Genomic DNA, 17082 nt, shown 5'->3' with positions numbered 1-17082 from the left:
TAGCGACTGCCCGCCGCCTGGGTGGTCCTGCGTCTCGACGGCCAGCGGCATGGCGGCCTTTGCCAGCCCCGAGGAACGCTGACGAAACCATTTCCCGAAATCGGACCACCCATCCCCCCAGGAAATGAGAAAGTTGTTTCGTCAGCGTTCCAAGGGGCGACCGTCCGAATGAGCCTGACGCCTTTAACGGTCGCCCCTTCAGGGCTGCAAGTCATACTAATTTGAGTTCATCCTGTTTCCAGGGGTTTCACCCTTGTCCTTACCAAGAACGTTTGCGCAGTAATGCTACTCCAAGCGAAGGTCCAGCTCAGCCCCCTGAACCATCGCTTGGAGCTTCATCCATCCCCTCCAGATCGTTTGCCATCCCGGCTCACCGTCCCCCTTCCGTCCCAGGAATCCCCCGAGTTTCGCCAACTCCCGAAAAAACTGATACGTTCCCCATGGCAACGCCTCAGTCGTTCGCCGAAACGCGCGGAGCACGGCCACATATTTTGGCGGGGCGGCTTCGATCGCCGGCCGTTCCGGTTCCGATCGGGCGATCCCTTTCAACTGCAAGAGCCGTACCGCCACCACTGACAGCAGACCCGTCAGCGCCTCCAGCCGATGGCTCGCCTTGAGTTGATGATCGGCTGCACTGCAACCCGATTTCAACGCTTTGTGCCATTCTTCGATCAGCCATCTCTTTTCATAATAGGAAATGATCCGCAACGCATCCTCAAGGCAGGCCACTTCCAGAGAAGTGTACAGCACCCATTCGATCGGTTCTTTGACCGAGGCGGGCGGATCGACCTCACGCACACACACCACGTATTGCGCGATCGGTTGCGGATCGAGACCCTTCAGCGAGTCCGCGGGCTGCCGCGGTACGAGCATCGTCGCCCGCACGAACGTGACGGTGAGCTTGGCGGTTCGCGCCGGCAATCCGGGACGAGACCGCAGCTTGAGCGTGAAGCAACCCGCTTGCGGTACCGATTCGAGTTCCTCCTGCAACGGGCGTTCGAGACCATCGGCACCCTGGACGCGTCGGTGCAGGCTCTTGACCCGTCCGACCCAATCGACGCCCTGACGCTGGGCGCGGCAATAGACCTCGAAATCGTCGGATCCACGGTCCATGACGTGAACCCAGCGTGTGTTTTGGGGCGGGGAACCGATCAGTTCGATGAGTTTTCCCCAGACCTCCGACTCGCGATCGCGCTTGCGGCGTTGCGTCCGACTCTCCCCCTTGGGAACCGGTTTGCGATGAAAGAGAATTTGGCCTGCGAGGCCGTGGACGACCTCGTCCTTGTGGGAGACCATCAATCCGGAGTGGATCATGAAGCCCTGACCTGTGCCCGTACCAACGGGCCCCACGCCTTGAATCTGTCGGGTGCATCCGAAATCAATCTCGGTGGTGTCGTCAAGGATCAGGGCCATCTCGGGGCTGGTTTCCCGGATCGAACGCCAATGCGGCTCGGCAATCGCCCGGAAGTTGACGGCCGAGGAGTCGAGCAGGCGATAAGCAGCCCTGAGGTCGTCCCAATTGCCCGTCGCTTTCGGAAGACTGGCCGAGGAATCCACGGCGATTTGCGTGGCGAGTCGGATCAGCCGCGTTTCTCGGCGTTTGTCGCCCAGATCGGCACCGGCGAAATTGGCTTGGGCCCAAGCCTCAGGGTCGGTCAGTGTGGGACTCATGATGAGCATCCGAGCAAGCCAGGGTACCTTGCCCCGGGCCGTCAGACCGACGGGTGGGTCAAGAGAAGCATTGACTATGCCAGATTGCCCGAAAAAAGCAGGGGGAAACTCTGGATTCTGTACGAATGTTCTTGGTAAGGATAAGGGTTTCACCCCTGGCTAGAAACGGTCGCCCCTTCGGGGCTGCAAGTCATACAGATTTGAGCGCATACTAATAGCCAGGGGTTGCACCCCTGGCTATTAACGGCCGCCCCTTCGGGGCTTCCAGAAATCGAGGAAGAGACTCTTCTCTCGCTGTGAGCGACACCTCGTGTGGCTGCCTTACCAACATGAAGAATCCCAATTCATCAAACAAACCACGAACATAATAGCACTATTAAAATTCAAATCATCAGGATTCGCGATTTGATACCTTCACGGGCTCAATCCAAAGCAGGATCCCTTCACAAGGGTAAAGCGGGGTAACCGTTCGACTTTTGCTCTGGCCAACCGGACGCATGAAACGGCGTCGCAACAGGACGGCGGGTTGATCGACGATACTCGGCAAACTTGGGCTTTCGTCCGACCAGTTCGACACCACGGTCCAATCCGTCGGTTCCTCCACCGAAAGCAGGCTCTTGCCCTCTCGGGTGACGAGGACTCGCCAGCCGTCTTTTCTCCGCTGCTGATAAAGGATCAGGCGATGTCTGCCCGGCTCAATCGGCTGGCTTTGCACGACCGGAGCGAGACCGTCTTGACCGATATCGCGTGTCGCTACACATAAACGATACCTTCCCGCTGGCAGGTAAAGATCCCAACGATGCTCCTCGGGCCACAATCTATCCAGCTTCACAAGGGCGATCTTGCTCGGATCGTCGATGGTCAGGTCGTTTGCCAGCACACGCATGCTCTGGATTCGCGCTCCGAGCCACACGTTATGACTCCGGTTCACGAAATCGGTGATCCAAACCGCAATCGCGGCCGTCAATAAGCACGTGGTTCGCAACCCGACTTGCCACCGCGTTCGAGCAAATCGTTTCACCACGGGATTGGTGGATCCCGATTCCAAAGGCGGGGGCAAGGGCTCAGACGCGGACACAGGATCAGGCACGAACCAAGCTCCCAAAGGGCTTCGGTCACGGCTTCGGCGCATCGGTGCCAAGCTTCAGTTCGTAGACGACCGGCACGTACACGGAAGCAGAATGGGGAGAGAGTATCGTCCGAGCCTCACGTTGCATACCCTCGGGCAGCGTCAAGCGGAGCAGCACCGCCGAGCGATCCGGGGCGATCGTGACAAGGCGATCGGCCCCCAACTGCTCCACAATAATCTTCCCCCAACGATCGCGCAAGAACGCGGCGAGCGATGGGTCTGCGAAACTATGGGTGACACTACTTCCCAGGAAATTCTGATAAACCTGTAAGCCTCCCTGTTCGTCCTCGCGAAACCGGACGCGGGCAATGAACTCGCGAGAACCGGTCGATGATGACGGTCCCTGGCTCCCCCCCTTGTCACTCAGTTGCAACGCGTAGTTCGCGGGCAGAGAGATCCGCCAAGCGAAATGGAGCGGTTCCCTCGTCTCCAAAGCCCGAACGTGGACCTGGGACGGGTCTGCGATCAGAAGTTCCCCAACGATCCGGTGCAGTTGCTGATACTTGTCCCGCAGCCGGCTCCGTTCACGGCCAGATTGCCACGCCATGAGGAAACCAAGAAGGATGCTCAAGGCCAGGAGCCAATCGACCACTTTATGCTTCATTCGCATGGCCCATTCACACCCAGAATCACAACAATCAGGTCGACCCAGAACTCTTCGTCCCGAATGACAAAAACTTAAAATCCCCTTTTCCGAAGTCCTGTCGCTCGCGACCACCCCGCGATGGAGTGAACGAACGAACGGAAGACACGGCACACTCGACATCCATTCGAAATGGAGATCGGCCCGCATGCCTTGATGAATCAAGGCATGCGGGCCGATAGTTGTTTGACGACACCGGAGTCGGGCGAGAGCACCAATCCGGCTACTCTTCGCGACTCCGGGCATTGGCGTAAGATCAACCCCGCAAAACGAGGTCGACCAGACCGGTTCTCCCGAGACAGAGTCGCGAGAGAGACGTCAAAGGGTTTACGCCGGCAAACCCTTCGACACCGATCGATCCAAGGGGGCGATCAATAACGGCCGCGACCACCACCGCCGCCGCCGTAACCACCGCCGCCACCACCACCGTAGCCACCACCACCGCCGCCGCCGTAGCCGCCGCCGCCGCCGCCGCCACGTGCTTCACGGGGCTTGGCTTCGTTGACCGTCAGGTTGCGCCCGTCGTGATCATGTCCGTTGAGGCCCTGGATCGCCGCCTGGGCTTGGGCGTCGGTGTCCATCTCAACAAAGCCGAATCCTTTGGAGCGATTCGTGTCACGGTCGACGATGATCTGTGCGCTCTGCACGGTGCCGAACTGGGAGAACAGGGCTTCCAGGTCGGACTCATTCACGTTGTAGGTCAGGTTGCCCACATACAGCTTCTTGGCCACTCTCAAACTCCCGGGCGAAGGCAAAACGACCCGCAAAACGCTTTCAGGGTCGAGAAGAAAGGGGATTCCGTTGAATCCCGGTGGGTGAGAAAGGCGAGGGAGGTAAGCAAGGACCGGATCGGGAAGAGCCAGCAATGCTGCTCGGTCGTCAGACCAACCGACGTTGAGTATAACAAATTTTCGTGATGAATGGATAGAGCGATTGACACAACTTCGCAATATCGTCGAATCGGTGAATCGGCCGTCGCGCAAGTCGGCCCAAGACCTCTCGTCACATCCACTCGAACGACCCGAAACCTTCATAATCTCCTGAGAATCGAGGCCTTTTGCTCGAAGTGGCTCGCCGCCACCTCGAGCGTAATGCCCCTCCTGCGTCTGAAGCGGTGGGTACGTTCCCACCCCCTTCTTTTAAAAAAATTCTGAGATTCGCCTCGGGGTTGCTTGATCATCCTTCCACGGCCAGGGAGTCGGAAGCGGGCACCAAAGTCTCCCGGACAAGCTGCTCCACGTGGCTCCGAACATCTTCGGGCCAATCGCGAATCTCGGCTTCGAGGCGTTCCTGGTCATTGGCGAACAAGGCGCGAGTCGCCTCCTCGAACCCCGGGAAATTCCCGGCCATGGTCGACATGAACCTGTAGGCCGACTCTTGCGCCCGGCGAGCCCGATCCCGCCCCTCGTTCGCGCGTCGCGCCGCTTCCACCAGCTTGCGGAGCGCGACCGACGCCCCGCCGGGCTGCCCATTCAGCCAGTCCCAATGACGCGGCAAAAGGGTCACCTCGCGGGCCACAACCCCCAACTTCGGACGCCCCGGCCCCCGTGGCGCAACAGGCAGAGCCGGGGCATCGGCTGACGTGACCATGCTCCCCGCTTTCTCAAGCCTCTCAGCCACGTCCTCGACCGTCCCCCGAAAGTCCACCTCGATCGGCTCGCTCGTCACGTCGTCGAAAATCAAAACGGGGGCCGTCTCCCCTCGGTCAAGAACCTCCTTGACCCGTAACGCCACTTGCCCCAGTTCGCCCGACGCAATCCGTCGAACCCCTTCAAAGGCCGTGCAACGGCCATATTCTCGATCCTTCATCGTCGCCTCCCCCCACTTTTTTCCCAATGAACGGCGGACAAGAAATATTTTACCCGGGCAAAATCAAAAAACCAATATCACCCGGGCAAAATTGTCTACGAAAGGCGAAAAGGGGGGGGAGACCGGAGTAACTCCATGGCCGCAGCCAATTGCACCACGATTGCGAGTGGGGCAAGAAGAGCAAAGTCTTTTCTTGAGGATGAAGAAGTCTTTCCCACTCATCCAAAACCGTCGCCCTCGGGCTCCATCACAAACCGGAGTGAGTCCAAGGTTCGAGGAGAGCGAGGCATCCAGTCGCATCCAAACCCAAAAACAGGATCGTCATTTCCCCATGTTCCGCATTCAGCAATTCCGAATTTCACAGGAGCAAACCACCGCGTTATTCCCCTTTTAGGAGAAGAGTGCGACTCACTATTCGCATGAATGACAATTTCCCCGACCAATACACACGTTAAAAATAACGTCAGAAATCATTTTCCTTTTTGACAAGGCGAAAACACGCCTCAAGACAGGCCAGAAGCAGGCAGGAAACCAAGAAGCATAGATACCCCCAAGGGGTAGCGTCAACCACGACGGAACCGTCCCTATTTTTCTCAATTTTCTTTGGGAATGCCGGCCGTGAAGTCGCGTCGTCTCGCCGGAAAGCGACGGCATTCCTTGTGTTCAAGCTCGAGGACGCGGCAGGACAACCTCGATCGGATTCGCGTTCCATCGGTGGCGAGGAGCCTTTCAAGCACGCATCCATTAGCAAACCGCTCGAAGATCGTCCGGCCGAGCCGACGTGCCCTTCGCGAGGAGGGGGAGAGGTTCTCTCGGCAGGCCACCGCATCCTCCCTCGGTCAGCCTGATCCGCCTGGTCATCGCCTTGCGGCTTCTTCTTCGCCGCCTTGGGTGAAGGGCTTGACTTCGGCCTGCTCTCCCCGTTTGGAAGATTTTTCCCCGGCAAGGCATCCCAACTGACGTCGCCATTGGGGCCGAGGACAGGATAAGATGGAGTCATGGACACCCTCTTCCCTCTCTTTGATTCCGAAGACGACCGGCCCCCGTTGGCGGCTCGGTTGGCTCCAAAGCTGCGTGCGCTGGCCGATCAGAGCATCTTCATCGGGACAAGCTCGTGGAAGTACCCGGGGTGGGTGGGATCGATTTATTCGAAGAATCGCTATGAGACACGAGGAACGTTCTCGAAGAAGAAGTTCGAGGAGCATTGTTTGAGCGAGTACGCCGAGACCTTTACCACGGTCTGCGGCGACCTCACGTTCTACCAGTTCCCCTCGCCCCCCTTCTGGGCGAAGCTCTTCGACGCCACTCCCCGCTCGTTCACGATGGCGCTGAAGGTCCCGGAGGATATTACCGTCGCATGCTGGCCGAAGCATGCCCGGTACGGCACAAGGGCCGGCGCCACCAACAGCCATTTCCTGGACGTCGAGCTCCTCAAAACCCTCTTTCTCCGCCGGCTCAGGCCTTATGCCGAACGGGTGGCCACCTTGATCTTCGAGTTCGGGACCTTCCCCAAGAGCCAATTTCCGACCCCGGACGATTTCTACTACCGGCTCGACAGCTTCCTCGAAGCGCTGCCGGGCGGGTTCCGGTACGCCGTCGAGATCCGCAACCCGGAATACCTGAGCCCGGCCTACTTCGGCCTCCTGAAAGCGTATGGAGTGGCGCACGTCTTGAACGCCTGGACCCGCATGCCGCCGCTCGAGGCTCAGGCAAAAATGCCGGGCGTCTTCGACGCCGACTTCATCGTGGCCAGGGCTTTGCTCGCCAAAGGCCGTACCTTCGCCGAGGGGGTCAAATTGTTCGAACCCTACGACCGCGTCCAAGAGCCGAACCCGGCCGTTCGATCGGCCCTCGTCCAGGTGGCCAACCATGCAAGGGCCCACAAGAAACCCGCATTCCTCTTTGCAAACAACCGCCTGGAAGGGTTTAGCCCGGGGACGATCGAGGCCGTGCTGGAGCAACTCGGAGTTTATTGAGAGTCAGAAACTCAGCCACAGAACACAAAAAAACGTGAATTCATTTTAAAAAATCCGAACAATCGTGAATCGATTATCAAAAACATATTTTCCCTCTCACATCACAAATATCCCACTCATTTGATTCATCTTGATAGATGCTGGCCAATGGCAGCGTGGCGGCACTTCGGAGGGTGAACCGGCCGATCTTCTTGTTGACCTCGTGCTTGAGGTCAGCGATCGTATCGGCTCGTTGGCCGCCCGACTCGAAGAGGCCCAACTGGGCGTTCGCGCGAGGCGTCAGGTGGTCGGCGATCAGGTGCATCCGGTTCGCCGGCACCCGCTTGATCCAGGCGTGACGCAGGCAAGGGCGGAGCACATCGAGCAGCACGTCGAACCGGTCGCTGGGAAATTCCAGGGAGGCCCGGCCTTCACCCGCCTGTCCATCGCGATAGCCCACCCGGAGGGAAACGTGCTTGGTCAGAACTTTATGGTAGCGAAGCTCTTCGATCAGCCGCTCCATGTTGCGGATCAGCCACGCATAAATCATCATCGGATCATCGGTCGCCTCGCCGAAACTCCCCCCGCGCGACAAGGCCCTGTGAAGAGGACGGGCCGGGTGAATCGGCACAACCGGATCCCCGTTGAGCTCCCACCAGAGCGATTCGCCAGTGGCCGTCAGCAAGTCCCGGATCAGGCGACGGTCGGCCTGGGCCAGGTCCAGGCAGGTGTGAATTCCCCAAAGTTGAAGCTGGCGCTCCCGGCGCCCGGCGATCCCCGCGATCTCGGCGACGGGAAGCCGCGCCAGGAGTTCCGTCTCCTCCTGGGGATCGAGGACCGCCCTGGCCCCAAACGGTTTGGCGGTGTCGCTAATCAGCTTGGCCAGGGTTCGCGAGCGGGCGATGCCGACCGTCACCGGAATCTGGACCCGCTCCTTGATCCGGTCCCGCACAACTTCAGCGTAGCGCTGATGGTCCATGCCTGGGGGCGGGGTCGCTTCGAAGAAGAACTCGTCGATGCTGTAATACTCAACCTTCGGTGAGAATTCGCTGACCACCTCGAGCATCAAACGGCTCAGGACCTCGTACCACCGAAAGTCACGCTTCACGTACACACCGTCAGGACATTTCGCCATCGCCTCCCAGATCGGGACGCCAGTGGATACGCCAGCCGCCTTCATCTCATAACTCTTGGCGATGACGCAGGCCCCCTGATTGCCCAGCACCCCCACGGGCAGGCCGTTCAAATGCTCGTAGCGGACCCGCTCCGCCGAGACGTAGAAGCAATCAGCGTCGAGATGTGCGACCATCGCTTGACTCATGGCCGCAAGTATAGTATTGAACTGGTGGACAGTTCAACTCAAGGACGAATCGATTTAACCGTGTGCCTCGGAATCGCCATCGCAGGGAGCGAATTGCCCACGGAATTGATCGGGCGATACGGCTTGGACCGGCACTTCTACATGCGAAGTGAACGGCCGGAGTACCGCTTCCTTTTTCGCGACCGCCGCCCCCAACTCCCGATCTGGCGTGACGGCCGGCTTCAGATCGTGCGATGGGGGAACAGCGAAGGGCAGAGCCAGTTCCTGCCGCGAACGTGCTGGACCTGGCGCAAGACGATCGAGCAGGGGGGCTGGCACGACTCGGGAGCCATCCTCGTGGACATCCCCGCCTCGTTCGGCCTGGAGCGCCGAGGCGTCTGGTATTTGATCGAGCGGGGGATCCGCGGCCTCCTCGTGCCCGATGAACGAGGCCGTGCGGTCGTCTACATGATCTGCCAGCCGTCGAGCCACTATTACCAGGTCATGACCAACTCCCCCCAGATGCCCGTCTTCATCGATCAGCAGATCTGAAGCACGGTCCAAGGCAAGGGAGCGGCGCCCATCGGCAACGTCATCGCTCGATCCCCCCGGCGAAGCAACACGCACGGCAGGGGATTCTAATTGCCGCGGATCAACGAGTGACTGACGTCGCCCGCCAACAGACGCCCGCACGGAAGAAAGCCCGCCCTTTCCAAGGTGCGCCGCGAGGCGGTGTTGGCGGGATTGCAACGTGCGGCGGGCTTCTTGCCGGCTTCGTAGCAGACGCGCTTCACTTCCTGAACCAGATAGCTTCCAAAGCCTTGACGCCGGGCCGATTCCACCACACTCATATAAACATCCCCGTAAGGGGGATTATAGTGGCAAAGGAATCCTCCCGAGGCCACCACAACGCCGTCCACTTCAAGGACCCAGTCGGCATCCGCCTCGGGCGCCTGGTCTTCCGGCCTGATGCTCCGAAAGAGGCCATTGGGACAGGCGAGATGGGTGGTCGACGCATCGTGGAACAGGATGTTCTCCGAGCGAATGTTCTCCGCACAGTCAAAGAGCATCGTGAGCATCAACGGGATATTCGTTTGTGCCTCGATCTGAGTGGCCTGGCTGACGGCCAGGAGCTCACGAAACATCGGCAGAGCGCTCGGGCGCCGATGAGGCAGAGTATAAAACTCCATGAGCCGGCCAACTTCGTACTTGTTCCAGACGGCCCCATATCCGCTGATTCGCTCATCGATGAGAATCAGGTAGGGATCGCCCAAGCCGCGTGCCAGAACCGAGTCGTGAATGATCTGGCAGTCCACTTCTTGGCGGTACAGCTCCCGCATCGACCGCACGTCTTCATACTCGGCGCGACGCACTTGAATTGCCATGGCATCACCGTCTGCTCGGGCCTCCGGCAATCGTCAACGACGTGTGCCTGCCAGGATAGCCGATAAGAGCCGTCGCTTTGAAGTCCCACCCATTGCTGGTGGCGACGGGAACTCCCGCAGCGCGACCCGACGAAGAAGCCCGCGTTTCTCCCCGTTTCATGGAAAATGAGGCGTCAAATCACAATTCTCGGATCGCAAAAAACATGATGATTCGACGCCAAAGTTTCCTTCAATTCTTCGGGGCAATCTGATCGGCGAGTTCGCGCACACTTGCGGTTCCGGTGGTCCCGAGTTGGTGGATCACCAGGGACGAGGCAACCGCCGCGAGTTCGGCGGCTTCGCGAAGACAGGCGCCGCCCGCAAGCGCGGCGGCAAGGTTGGCGGTGACGGAGTCGCCAGCACCAACGATATCGATGGGGCCGCGAACCGGAAGGGCGGCGACGTGATCGACGGCCCCTTGGGGGTCGGCGGCGATCATTCCGCGTTCCGAGAGCGTGACAAAGACCGGGCGGCCGTTCCTTGCCGCAAACTCGGCCGCAGTCGCCGCGACATCGTCCAGCGAAAGCACCTCGTTTCGATTCAAGAGCGCCGCAAGTTCGGCCGCGTTCATCTTGAAGCTCACGGGCGGCCAGTCGCGAAGGCCCTGGCGGGAGTCGGCGATCACGGGCAGACCTGGATTCGCCGCAGCAAGCTCGCCGAGGGAAGCAAGGAGTCCCCGCGTTACGACCCCAGTCCCGGCCTCGTCCACTTGATCGAGCACGATCAAAGCGTCGATCTTTGGGGCGATTTCCTGCAAGCTGGCGGTGAGCCTCGCTTCGATGGCCGTGGGCGTGGGCGTCCAGTTCTTGACGTCGAGCCGGTTCAGCTCGACAGGGGGTTGCCCCGGAGAGATGACCAGAGGCTTGGCGTACGTGAACGTCACTCGGTCGGGGGTCGTGATGAAGAAATCGAGCTTCACGCCTGCCATCGCGGCCAGCTCGCGGCGAAGTTCGTAGCCTTCACCGTCGTCGCCACAAAAGCCGACCGCGATAATCTCGCCGATGCCGAGCGCGACAAGATTGTTGACGATGGTGCCCGCCCCCCCAGGCTGCGCGCGAACCCGGACCACGTTGTGGACAGGGAGCCCCGTCTCGATGGAAATCTCGGTACGAGCGGGGTCAATCTCCAGGTAGCGGTCGAGACAGAAGTCCCCCACCACCGCGATCCGAAGGGTTTTATAACGTGAGGTGACGGTCTGGAATCGCTCGGGCGTCATGCGCGGGCCAAGATCTCGTGGTAGAGGTTCTGAACGAAAACCGCATTGTCGCATTGAAGGTAATGCATGGCTCCGCCCATGCGGGCGTAACTCTTGCAGAAGCGCAGGTAATACGCAGGATTCGTCTTGGGCGGCTCGCCGGTCGTCCAGTCCCAGCCGCCGCCGTCCTGAAGATCAACGACATGGATGGAATGGCCGGAAACGGTCGGGCGACCGTCCTGGATCCGGAGATTGTTCGCACAGCTCAGGCTTTTCTCAAAGACCTGCGGCCCCATGATCGCCGAGCCGACCGAGAGGACCACGCCCCCATCGAGAGTCTCCACCGAGCCGCCGAAGAGTCGAAAGTCCTGGGCCCCCGCACGTCCGATGGCGGCTCCGTTAAAGAGGGGGTGGTTGGCGATGATGTCGTAGCCGATGCCGGGATGAACCGAGACCGGCACCTTATGGAGAAAGGCCTGCGCGAGGATCGAAGCCTGTTTCCAGCGGTGCTCGACCGCGATCCGACCCGAAGGGAGGTCATGGGTGCGGATCGCGAGCAAGAGGTCGGCCCGAGCCGGGGCGAGCGGATGGCTGGGTTCGGCGCGCAGCATCGCTTCCAGTTCGGCGGCGGTGGGAAGGTCCGTGCCGTCCTCGGCGATAAACCGGCCGAGGGCCACTCCGTATCCCTCTCCTCTCAAGCCCCCCGCCAGCAGCGCGAGATGGAGATACCTGCCGGTTTCGTCCCACGAACCGAACGTGCCCGTCGCCACGTTGGCGCGCACGCTTTCCGTGGAGCGGCCGAGCCAGGAGTATTCCCAGTCGTGGATCGTGCCCGCGCCGTTGGTGGCGAGGTGGGTGATCCAACCCCGCTCCATCATCTTTGCAAGCAGCAACGCCGCGCCGTTGCGAAGCAGATGCGCGCCGTAGATCAGGATCACGCCGGCACCGTTCGCCCTCGCCTTCAAGACATCCGACGCACACCGACGAATGGCAGAGGCGAGCGGCTCGGGGCAGGGGGCGGGGGCGACGTCCGGCGCAATCAGGATGTCTTCAACACGCGTCAGGCTGTCGCGATCGCTCAAGGGGAAAACCTTGAGCCGGGAGAGATCGAGTGGAGTGGAGTTCATTGTCCCAGGATCAGCTCCAGGAGGGGTGCGGCATCACGAAAGTCAGGGATAATCAGGTCCGCCCCAACCCCAGAGAGTCGATCACGTTTCCATTCGTCCATGCGGCCCGAGCCGTTGTTCGCCTCGTCGCTGGCAACCGCGACGGCGAGCCCGCCGACTTGTTTGGTATTCTCGATCTCCACATAGCCGTCGCCAAACGACAGCAATTGCTCCCCTGGAATGTTGTTCTCGCTGAGAAGGCGGTCGATGACCATCTTCTTGGAGAACGACTTGTAGTCGTCCTGTGCGCCGTAGATATGTTCGCCGAAGTACCGCGTGAGCCCGAGGAGCTCGGCTTCTCGCTTGACGAAGGGCTCGTCGGTGCCACTGGCCAGATAGAGGGAAAGCCCACGGCGTTGGAGGTTTTCCATCAACGCCGACGCTCCGAAGACGAGCAAGTCGTCGGGGTGAATGGTGCCGGCTTTCAGGCCTTCGGCTCGGGCGGCGATCCGCTCATCCAGGCGTCGCAGGTATTCGTGCTTGTACCAGAGCGGCTCGCGAGGCTCTCCGCCGCGCTCGCGGATCCGGTCGGCGAGCTGCATCATCTGGTAAATCGTCTGCTTGCCGTTGAGGCGCATGATGTCCTCAAAAGCCAGCCGCTGTCGATCGGCGTCGCTCTCGCCGTCGAGCGGTGGGAGGACCTCGGTGAACATGGGGACCATGACTTCGGGCCAGCCTTGGCGAATCAGCGAAAGCGTGCCGTCGAAGTCGAACAGGACATGGCTGATCCCAGGGCGCGGAGCGAACGTGGGCCGGAGGATGACCTCTCCGGAAAAGACGGGCTTACTCACGCGGCGCCTCCGTCCATGAATGCGTAGCAGAGCATGTGAAGAATCGTCATTTGAGCATCTTCGACTCGACCGTAGTGGGAGTCCTCAATGACCAGCGTCTGCCCGGCGATCTCGGCCAGCCGCCCACGCTTGGCACCCACGAGCGCGACGGTGTGCAGCCCGTTCTGGCCGGCCCATTCGAATGCACGGACAAGATTGGGCGAGTTTCCGCTCACGCTACTCGCGATCAGGACGTCGCCCGCCTTCGCGTAGTTTTGCAAGGAGCGGAGGAAGACGTCGTCGAAGCAGTAGTCATTCCCCAGCGCCGTGAGCCAGGCCGAGTTGTCGGCCAGGGTGAGAACGCGAAACCGCTTGCCGGTCTTATCGCTCGCGCCCTTGCCGAGGTCGGTCGCGAAGTGCGAGGCGTTCGCTGCATTCCCGCCGTTCCCGATGGCGAAGATCTGCCGATCGTCGCGCCACGCTTGCCGGACGGTATCGATCAGCTTCTCGACCCCATCGAGGGGAATGGAATCCAAGGCGCGATGTTGAGCTACAAGATACTCAGAAAGCCAGGATCGCATGAGCTTGACTCGTCCTCCGAGCGAAATCGCGGACTGTTTTCAGTAGGAGGCAACGCAATGGCCATTCCCGCGCAGCCATCGGGCCGCGACTTGATCATAAACAACCCCAACCCCATTCCGAAGCGTTGGGGAATTTTCGTGGTGATCTGGCAGGCGACCCGATCCGTCATGATAGCCGCCCCCCCCAACAAGGTCCAAGATAAATCCCGCTGGGGCGAAGAGTTACGCCGCAACCCACGGATGACCGGCGCTCGCCTCGAGAACTTCACCAGCGACAGGCCACCCGCTCGGCACGTCCCGCCTCGCGTCACTGGAACACGCGCCGATGGCCGGGTCGGTCACATCCTCCGGGTCGAACCCGTAGGGATCGCCTCCCCCATCGGAGCCGAAGAACACCAGGCGGACCGCGATGTCGGTGTTGGCGTAGGAGTCGCCCCTCAGAGCATCCTCTGCATTGGCCCGCGCGATGCTCTGCATCATCGTGCCGTAAGCGGGCAGGTCGAAGAGCGACCAGGACAACTCGAACGCTGGCACCCACGGATGAGCGGCCAAGAAGAGAAGATTTTAACCACGAATGACACAAATAACACGAATCAAAACAACAAATTCAATTCATTATTTTCCCTTCATTTCTTCATTCGTGTTATTTGTGTCATTCGTGGTTGAAATCTTCTTTTTTTTGAGAGCCGCTACCCATGAAGCCCATGTCGGCGCGCGGATGGACGCCATCAATTGAAACAAGGCGGCGGGTTGGGGCACAGCAGCCCCCCGAGTTCTTCACCCAAGCCGTCCTTGATGTCGACGGCACCGGTCAATGATCTGGTGAGCAACTGAGCGTAATGGTGACGGCCAGCCTGGCCTGGAGTTTGAAGGCCTGGAGCGCCTTGTTGGTGCCGGTGTCGCCGCGACACACGGCCAAGCACGTCACCGAGGAGCGAACGTTGCTGCGCTGCATTCCCCAAGAGGGAAGAGCACTTGGCGTCGCGACGGCCGCAAAATCGGGCGGAATAGAGCGATTCTCACAGGACAAGCGACCTGGGCGACGACCACCCGGCTCGAAGACGGACGCCGACGGGACGATCATCCAGGCTGTTTCTTCCGAGGTCTCTCTGGCTGATAAGCGGGCGCTCCAGACGGGATCGACGGCCCGGCCGGTGGGAACGGCTTCGGGTCAACGCTGATCCCGGCCGCTGCAGGGGTCGCCAGGCGACGCAACGCCTCACTCTTCTCCAGCCCCAACGCGTGAATCAGGTCGATCACCGCCCGCTCCCACTCGGTGAACTCCGAGGCGGGCGGCTCGTCTTGCGCATCGTCCGCCAGGTAATCCAGGTCCACCCCGAACAGCCTGGCCAGCTTGGCCGACACCCTCAAGTCAGGAACCCGCTCCCCCTTCGTCCACAAACTCACCAAACTCTGCGAAACCTCAACCTGCACCGCCACGTCGGTCTGCGAGTACCGCTGCTGCTTCATCAGTTTCTTCAACTTCGCTGAAAATTCCATCCCCTCATCAATAAGCATCACCCCCCACCGTTGGGAACCCTCTTCGAGAAATTTTAGTGGATTCGACGTCGAACATATTGAATGAAACCACGAATGCGGTAATATTGTACGAGGAACGCCGCGGATCGTTACCAATGTCTTCTGTTGAGGAATCACTGATTGGCCGCCGAATGCGTTGGCCAACAACCGGAGGGTGAGTTGATGAAGACCGACTGTTCCCGCCGCCCCGAGTGTTGTGGTCGTGTTCGGCGGCTCACGGACGGGAATCGGATCAGAGAGTACGAGGGGATCAGGCTCAAGGCGCTCGTCACGGCGGCTTACTGACCGCGACGTCCGCGACGTCCGCGACGTCCGCGACGTCCGCGACGTCCGCGACGTCCGCGACGTCCGCGACCATACAAATGCACGCGTTACTCGCGTGCGTGTTGCTTCAAAGTAGACTCTGCATTAGTTCTGTCCGCGGACGTCGCGGACGTTGAGGACGTTAAACAGGAGAGAGACTTGTGAGCGGTCTCCAGAAATCCAGAGCGACCTTACCGGCCTGGGTGCAGGAGCTTCAGCCCCCCGGTGGCCAGCTTGCCTGCCCCTGAGCTTGTTGCGGCCCGCGAAGAGCCCTCACCACTCTCCTGGCGTCCCCTCCTGGCCTCCTGGCCCGCCGCCTGGCGTGAGCGTTGGGGCCATCGTGCGAACGCCCTCGAGTCCCCCAGGGCCTCGGCTGGCGTGCGGCCGAGGAGCAGGCCTTTGCCGAGATCCTGCAAGCGAAGCGCGAGGTGGAGCAATCGCCACCGACCCGGAGGATCCCATCCCCCGAGCAAAGCCTTTTCTTCAAGGAGTCCGCATGATCGATCCCCTCTCCCTACCCCCGGTGACCAGTTGCCGGTCCCAGGGCCTCACGCAAGCCATCACGGCCCACCAAAATGGATTTCAGAAGCCATCGATTCTGGGTGACGTGGCGTGAACGGTTACTTATCCTTAGAGCGTGTTATGAACTGTAGTTCAGTGGCGAACGTAGTTTAGGGTATGATCACGCACCAACCCTACCCCAGCGACATCACCGATGCCGAATGGGAGTTCGTTCTCCCTGATATTTGCCTGCTTCCTGAAGATGCCGGCCAGCGAGTCCACAACCTCCGCGACGTCTTCGACACCTTGCGTTGGCTCGTCCGAAGCGGAGCACCATGGCGTTACCTGCCCGCCGACTTCCCTCCTTGGGAGATGGGCGATCAGCAGACCCGCCGCTGGCTTGCCGCCGGCTGTTTCGAGGCCATTGTCCACGACCTTCGAGCCGTGCTCCGCTTCGCTGGCAAGAGAGAACCCAAGCCGACGGCCGTCATCTTCGACGGACGAACCATCCAGTCGACCCCCGAGAGTGGTGGCCGTGCGGGCTACGATGGGTACAAGCGTCGCAAGGGGTCCAAGGTCCACATGGCCGTGGATACGCTCGGACATCTGCTGGCGCTGCACGTGACCCCAGCCAACGAGCAAGAGCGGGCCCAGGTCGACACGCTGGCCAAAGCCGTCCAAGAGGCGACGGGCGAGTCGGTCGAACTGGCCTATGTCGACCAAGGCTACACCAGCGAGGAGGCATTCGATGCAGCGGCCCACCAGGGGATCATCCTCGAAGTTGTGAAGCTGGACGATGCGAAGCGCGGGTTCGTGCTGCTTCCGCGCCGCTGGGTCGTGGAACGTTCGTTCGGTTGGGCGGCGCGATTCCGCCGGTTGGCGAAGGATTACGAGCGGCTCTCCGAGACGCTCGCCGGGTTGCACTACGTCGCATTCAGCTTGTTGATGCTCCGAAAGGCTGCTCCGCTATTTGAGTGGAGTTCATAACACGCTCTAAGGACACGAGCCGGGTATCACCAATCCGAACCAAGGAAAGCTCAAGACGGAAGTTCACGTGATGAATTCGCTCGTTGGCACCCTGACCAGCAACTGGGTC

17 protein-coding genes are annotated in these 17082 nt (G+C 60.5%); 4 read left to right on the top strand and 13 right to left on the bottom strand.

Annotation, left to right across the window (positions count from 1 at the left end; genetic code table 11):
• Nucleotides 1–285 precede the first annotated feature (285 nt).
• The 5 genes from SINAC_RS02680 to SINAC_RS02660 all read right to left on the bottom strand — a co-directional run bounded on the left by SINAC_RS02680 (nucleotide 286) and on the right by SINAC_RS02660 (nucleotide 5252).
• Complete coding sequence (locus SINAC_RS02680; protein ID WP_015244161.1) at nucleotides 286–1671, bottom strand: IS4 family transposase; 1386 nt, start codon at nucleotides 1669–1671, stop codon at nucleotides 286–288.
• A 391-nt stretch (nucleotides 1672–2062) separates the two neighbouring features.
• The gene (locus tag SINAC_RS02675; RefSeq protein WP_154673907.1) at nucleotides 2063–2557 is read right to left on the bottom strand and encodes a hypothetical protein; all 495 of its coding nucleotides are present in this window, start codon (nucleotides 2555–2557) and stop codon (nucleotides 2063–2065) included.
• Between the two features lie 229 nt (nucleotides 2558–2786).
• Nucleotides 2787–3404: a hypothetical protein gene (locus SINAC_RS02670; RefSeq protein ID WP_244884924.1), complete on the bottom strand. Its 618-nt coding sequence runs from the start codon at nucleotides 3402–3404 to the stop codon at nucleotides 2787–2789.
• 410 nt (nucleotides 3405–3814) lie between these two features.
• The gene (locus SINAC_RS02665; protein WP_015244158.1) at nucleotides 3815–4174 is read right to left on the bottom strand and encodes an RNA recognition motif domain-containing protein; all 360 of its coding nucleotides are present in this window, start codon (nucleotides 4172–4174) and stop codon (nucleotides 3815–3817) included.
• Nucleotides 4175–4619: 445 nt separating this feature from the next.
• On the bottom strand, nucleotides 4620–5252 hold the full coding sequence (locus tag SINAC_RS02660; protein ID WP_015244157.1) for a DUF2239 family protein: 633 nt from the start codon (nucleotides 5250–5252) through the stop codon (nucleotides 4620–4622).
• A gap of 998 nt (nucleotides 5253–6250) precedes the next feature.
• Between SINAC_RS02660 and SINAC_RS02655 the strand changes: the two genes are divergently transcribed.
• Entirely contained in the window at nucleotides 6251–7228 is a 978-nt protein-coding gene (locus SINAC_RS02655) for a DUF72 domain-containing protein (protein WP_015244156.1), read from the top strand.
• A gap of 76 nt (nucleotides 7229–7304) precedes the next feature.
• Here SINAC_RS02655 and SINAC_RS02650 read toward each other — a convergent pair whose 3' ends face one another.
• The gene (locus tag SINAC_RS02650) at nucleotides 7305–8516 is read right to left on the bottom strand and encodes a DNA polymerase Y family protein (protein WP_015244155.1); all 1212 of its coding nucleotides are present in this window, start codon (nucleotides 8514–8516) and stop codon (nucleotides 7305–7307) included.
• Between the two features lie 105 nt (nucleotides 8517–8621).
• Between SINAC_RS02650 and SINAC_RS02645 the strand changes: the two genes are divergently transcribed.
• A complete protein-coding gene (locus SINAC_RS02645) occupies nucleotides 8622–9059 on the top strand; it encodes a hypothetical protein (RefSeq protein ID WP_237722883.1) in 438 nt (145 codons plus the stop codon).
• 86 nt (nucleotides 9060–9145) lie between these two features.
• On the opposite strand, the gene SINAC_RS02640 is transcribed toward SINAC_RS02645, so the two are convergent.
• The 7 genes from SINAC_RS02640 to SINAC_RS02610 all read right to left on the bottom strand — a co-directional run bounded on the left by SINAC_RS02640 (nucleotide 9146) and on the right by SINAC_RS02610 (nucleotide 15161).
• The gene (locus SINAC_RS02640; RefSeq protein ID WP_015244153.1) at nucleotides 9146–9892 is read right to left on the bottom strand and encodes a GNAT family N-acetyltransferase; all 747 of its coding nucleotides are present in this window, start codon (nucleotides 9890–9892) and stop codon (nucleotides 9146–9148) included.
• Nucleotides 9893–10121: 229 nt separating this feature from the next.
• Nucleotides 10122–11147 (bottom strand): bifunctional heptose 7-phosphate kinase/heptose 1-phosphate adenyltransferase, encoded by a 1026-nt coding sequence (locus tag SINAC_RS02635; protein ID WP_015244152.1) that lies wholly within the window; start codon nucleotides 11145–11147, stop codon nucleotides 10122–10124.
• Nucleotides 11144–12253, bottom strand: coding sequence for a hypothetical protein (locus tag SINAC_RS02630; protein ID WP_015244151.1), 1110 nt, complete (start codon nucleotides 12251–12253; stop codon nucleotides 11144–11146). Before SINAC_RS02630 ends, SINAC_RS02635 begins: the two co-directional genes overlap by 4 nt.
• Entirely contained in the window at nucleotides 12250–13083 is an 834-nt protein-coding gene (locus tag SINAC_RS02625) for an HAD family hydrolase (RefSeq protein WP_015244150.1), read from the bottom strand. The genes SINAC_RS02630 and SINAC_RS02625 overlap by 4 nt, the downstream gene beginning before the upstream one ends.
• Complete coding sequence (locus SINAC_RS02620) at nucleotides 13080–13643, bottom strand: D-sedoheptulose-7-phosphate isomerase (protein ID WP_015244149.1); 564 nt, start codon at nucleotides 13641–13643, stop codon at nucleotides 13080–13082. Before SINAC_RS02620 ends, SINAC_RS02625 begins: the two co-directional genes overlap by 4 nt.
• A 222-nt stretch (nucleotides 13644–13865) precedes the next feature.
• Nucleotides 13866–14195, bottom strand: a complete 330-nt coding sequence (locus tag SINAC_RS40775; RefSeq protein ID WP_174377927.1) for a hypothetical protein — start codon at nucleotides 14193–14195, stop codon at nucleotides 13866–13868.
• 528 nt (nucleotides 14196–14723) lie between these two features.
• Nucleotides 14724–15161: a helix-turn-helix domain-containing protein gene (locus SINAC_RS02610; RefSeq protein WP_015244146.1), complete on the bottom strand. Its 438-nt coding sequence runs from the start codon at nucleotides 15159–15161 to the stop codon at nucleotides 14724–14726.
• A 183-nt stretch (nucleotides 15162–15344) separates the two neighbouring features.
• Between SINAC_RS02610 and SINAC_RS41490 the strand changes: the two genes are divergently transcribed.
• Nucleotides 15345–15467 carry a hypothetical protein gene (locus tag SINAC_RS41490; RefSeq protein ID WP_015244145.1) on the top strand — a complete coding sequence of 41 codons (123 nt, stop codon included), beginning with the start codon at nucleotides 15345–15347 and terminating at the stop codon, nucleotides 15465–15467.
• Between the two features lie 696 nt (nucleotides 15468–16163).
• Complete coding sequence (locus tag SINAC_RS02600; RefSeq protein WP_015244143.1) at nucleotides 16164–16973, top strand: IS5 family transposase; 810 nt, start codon at nucleotides 16164–16166, stop codon at nucleotides 16971–16973.
• Nucleotides 16974–17082 lie beyond the last annotated feature (109 nt).

Source organism: Singulisphaera acidiphila DSM 18658 (assembly GCF_000242455.2).
Lineage (GTDB): Bacteria > Planctomycetota > Planctomycetia > Isosphaerales > Isosphaeraceae > Singulisphaera > Singulisphaera acidiphila.
The sequence above is the reverse complement of the archived record's forward strand: the minus strand, read 5'-3'. Positions and strand labels throughout refer to the sequence as shown.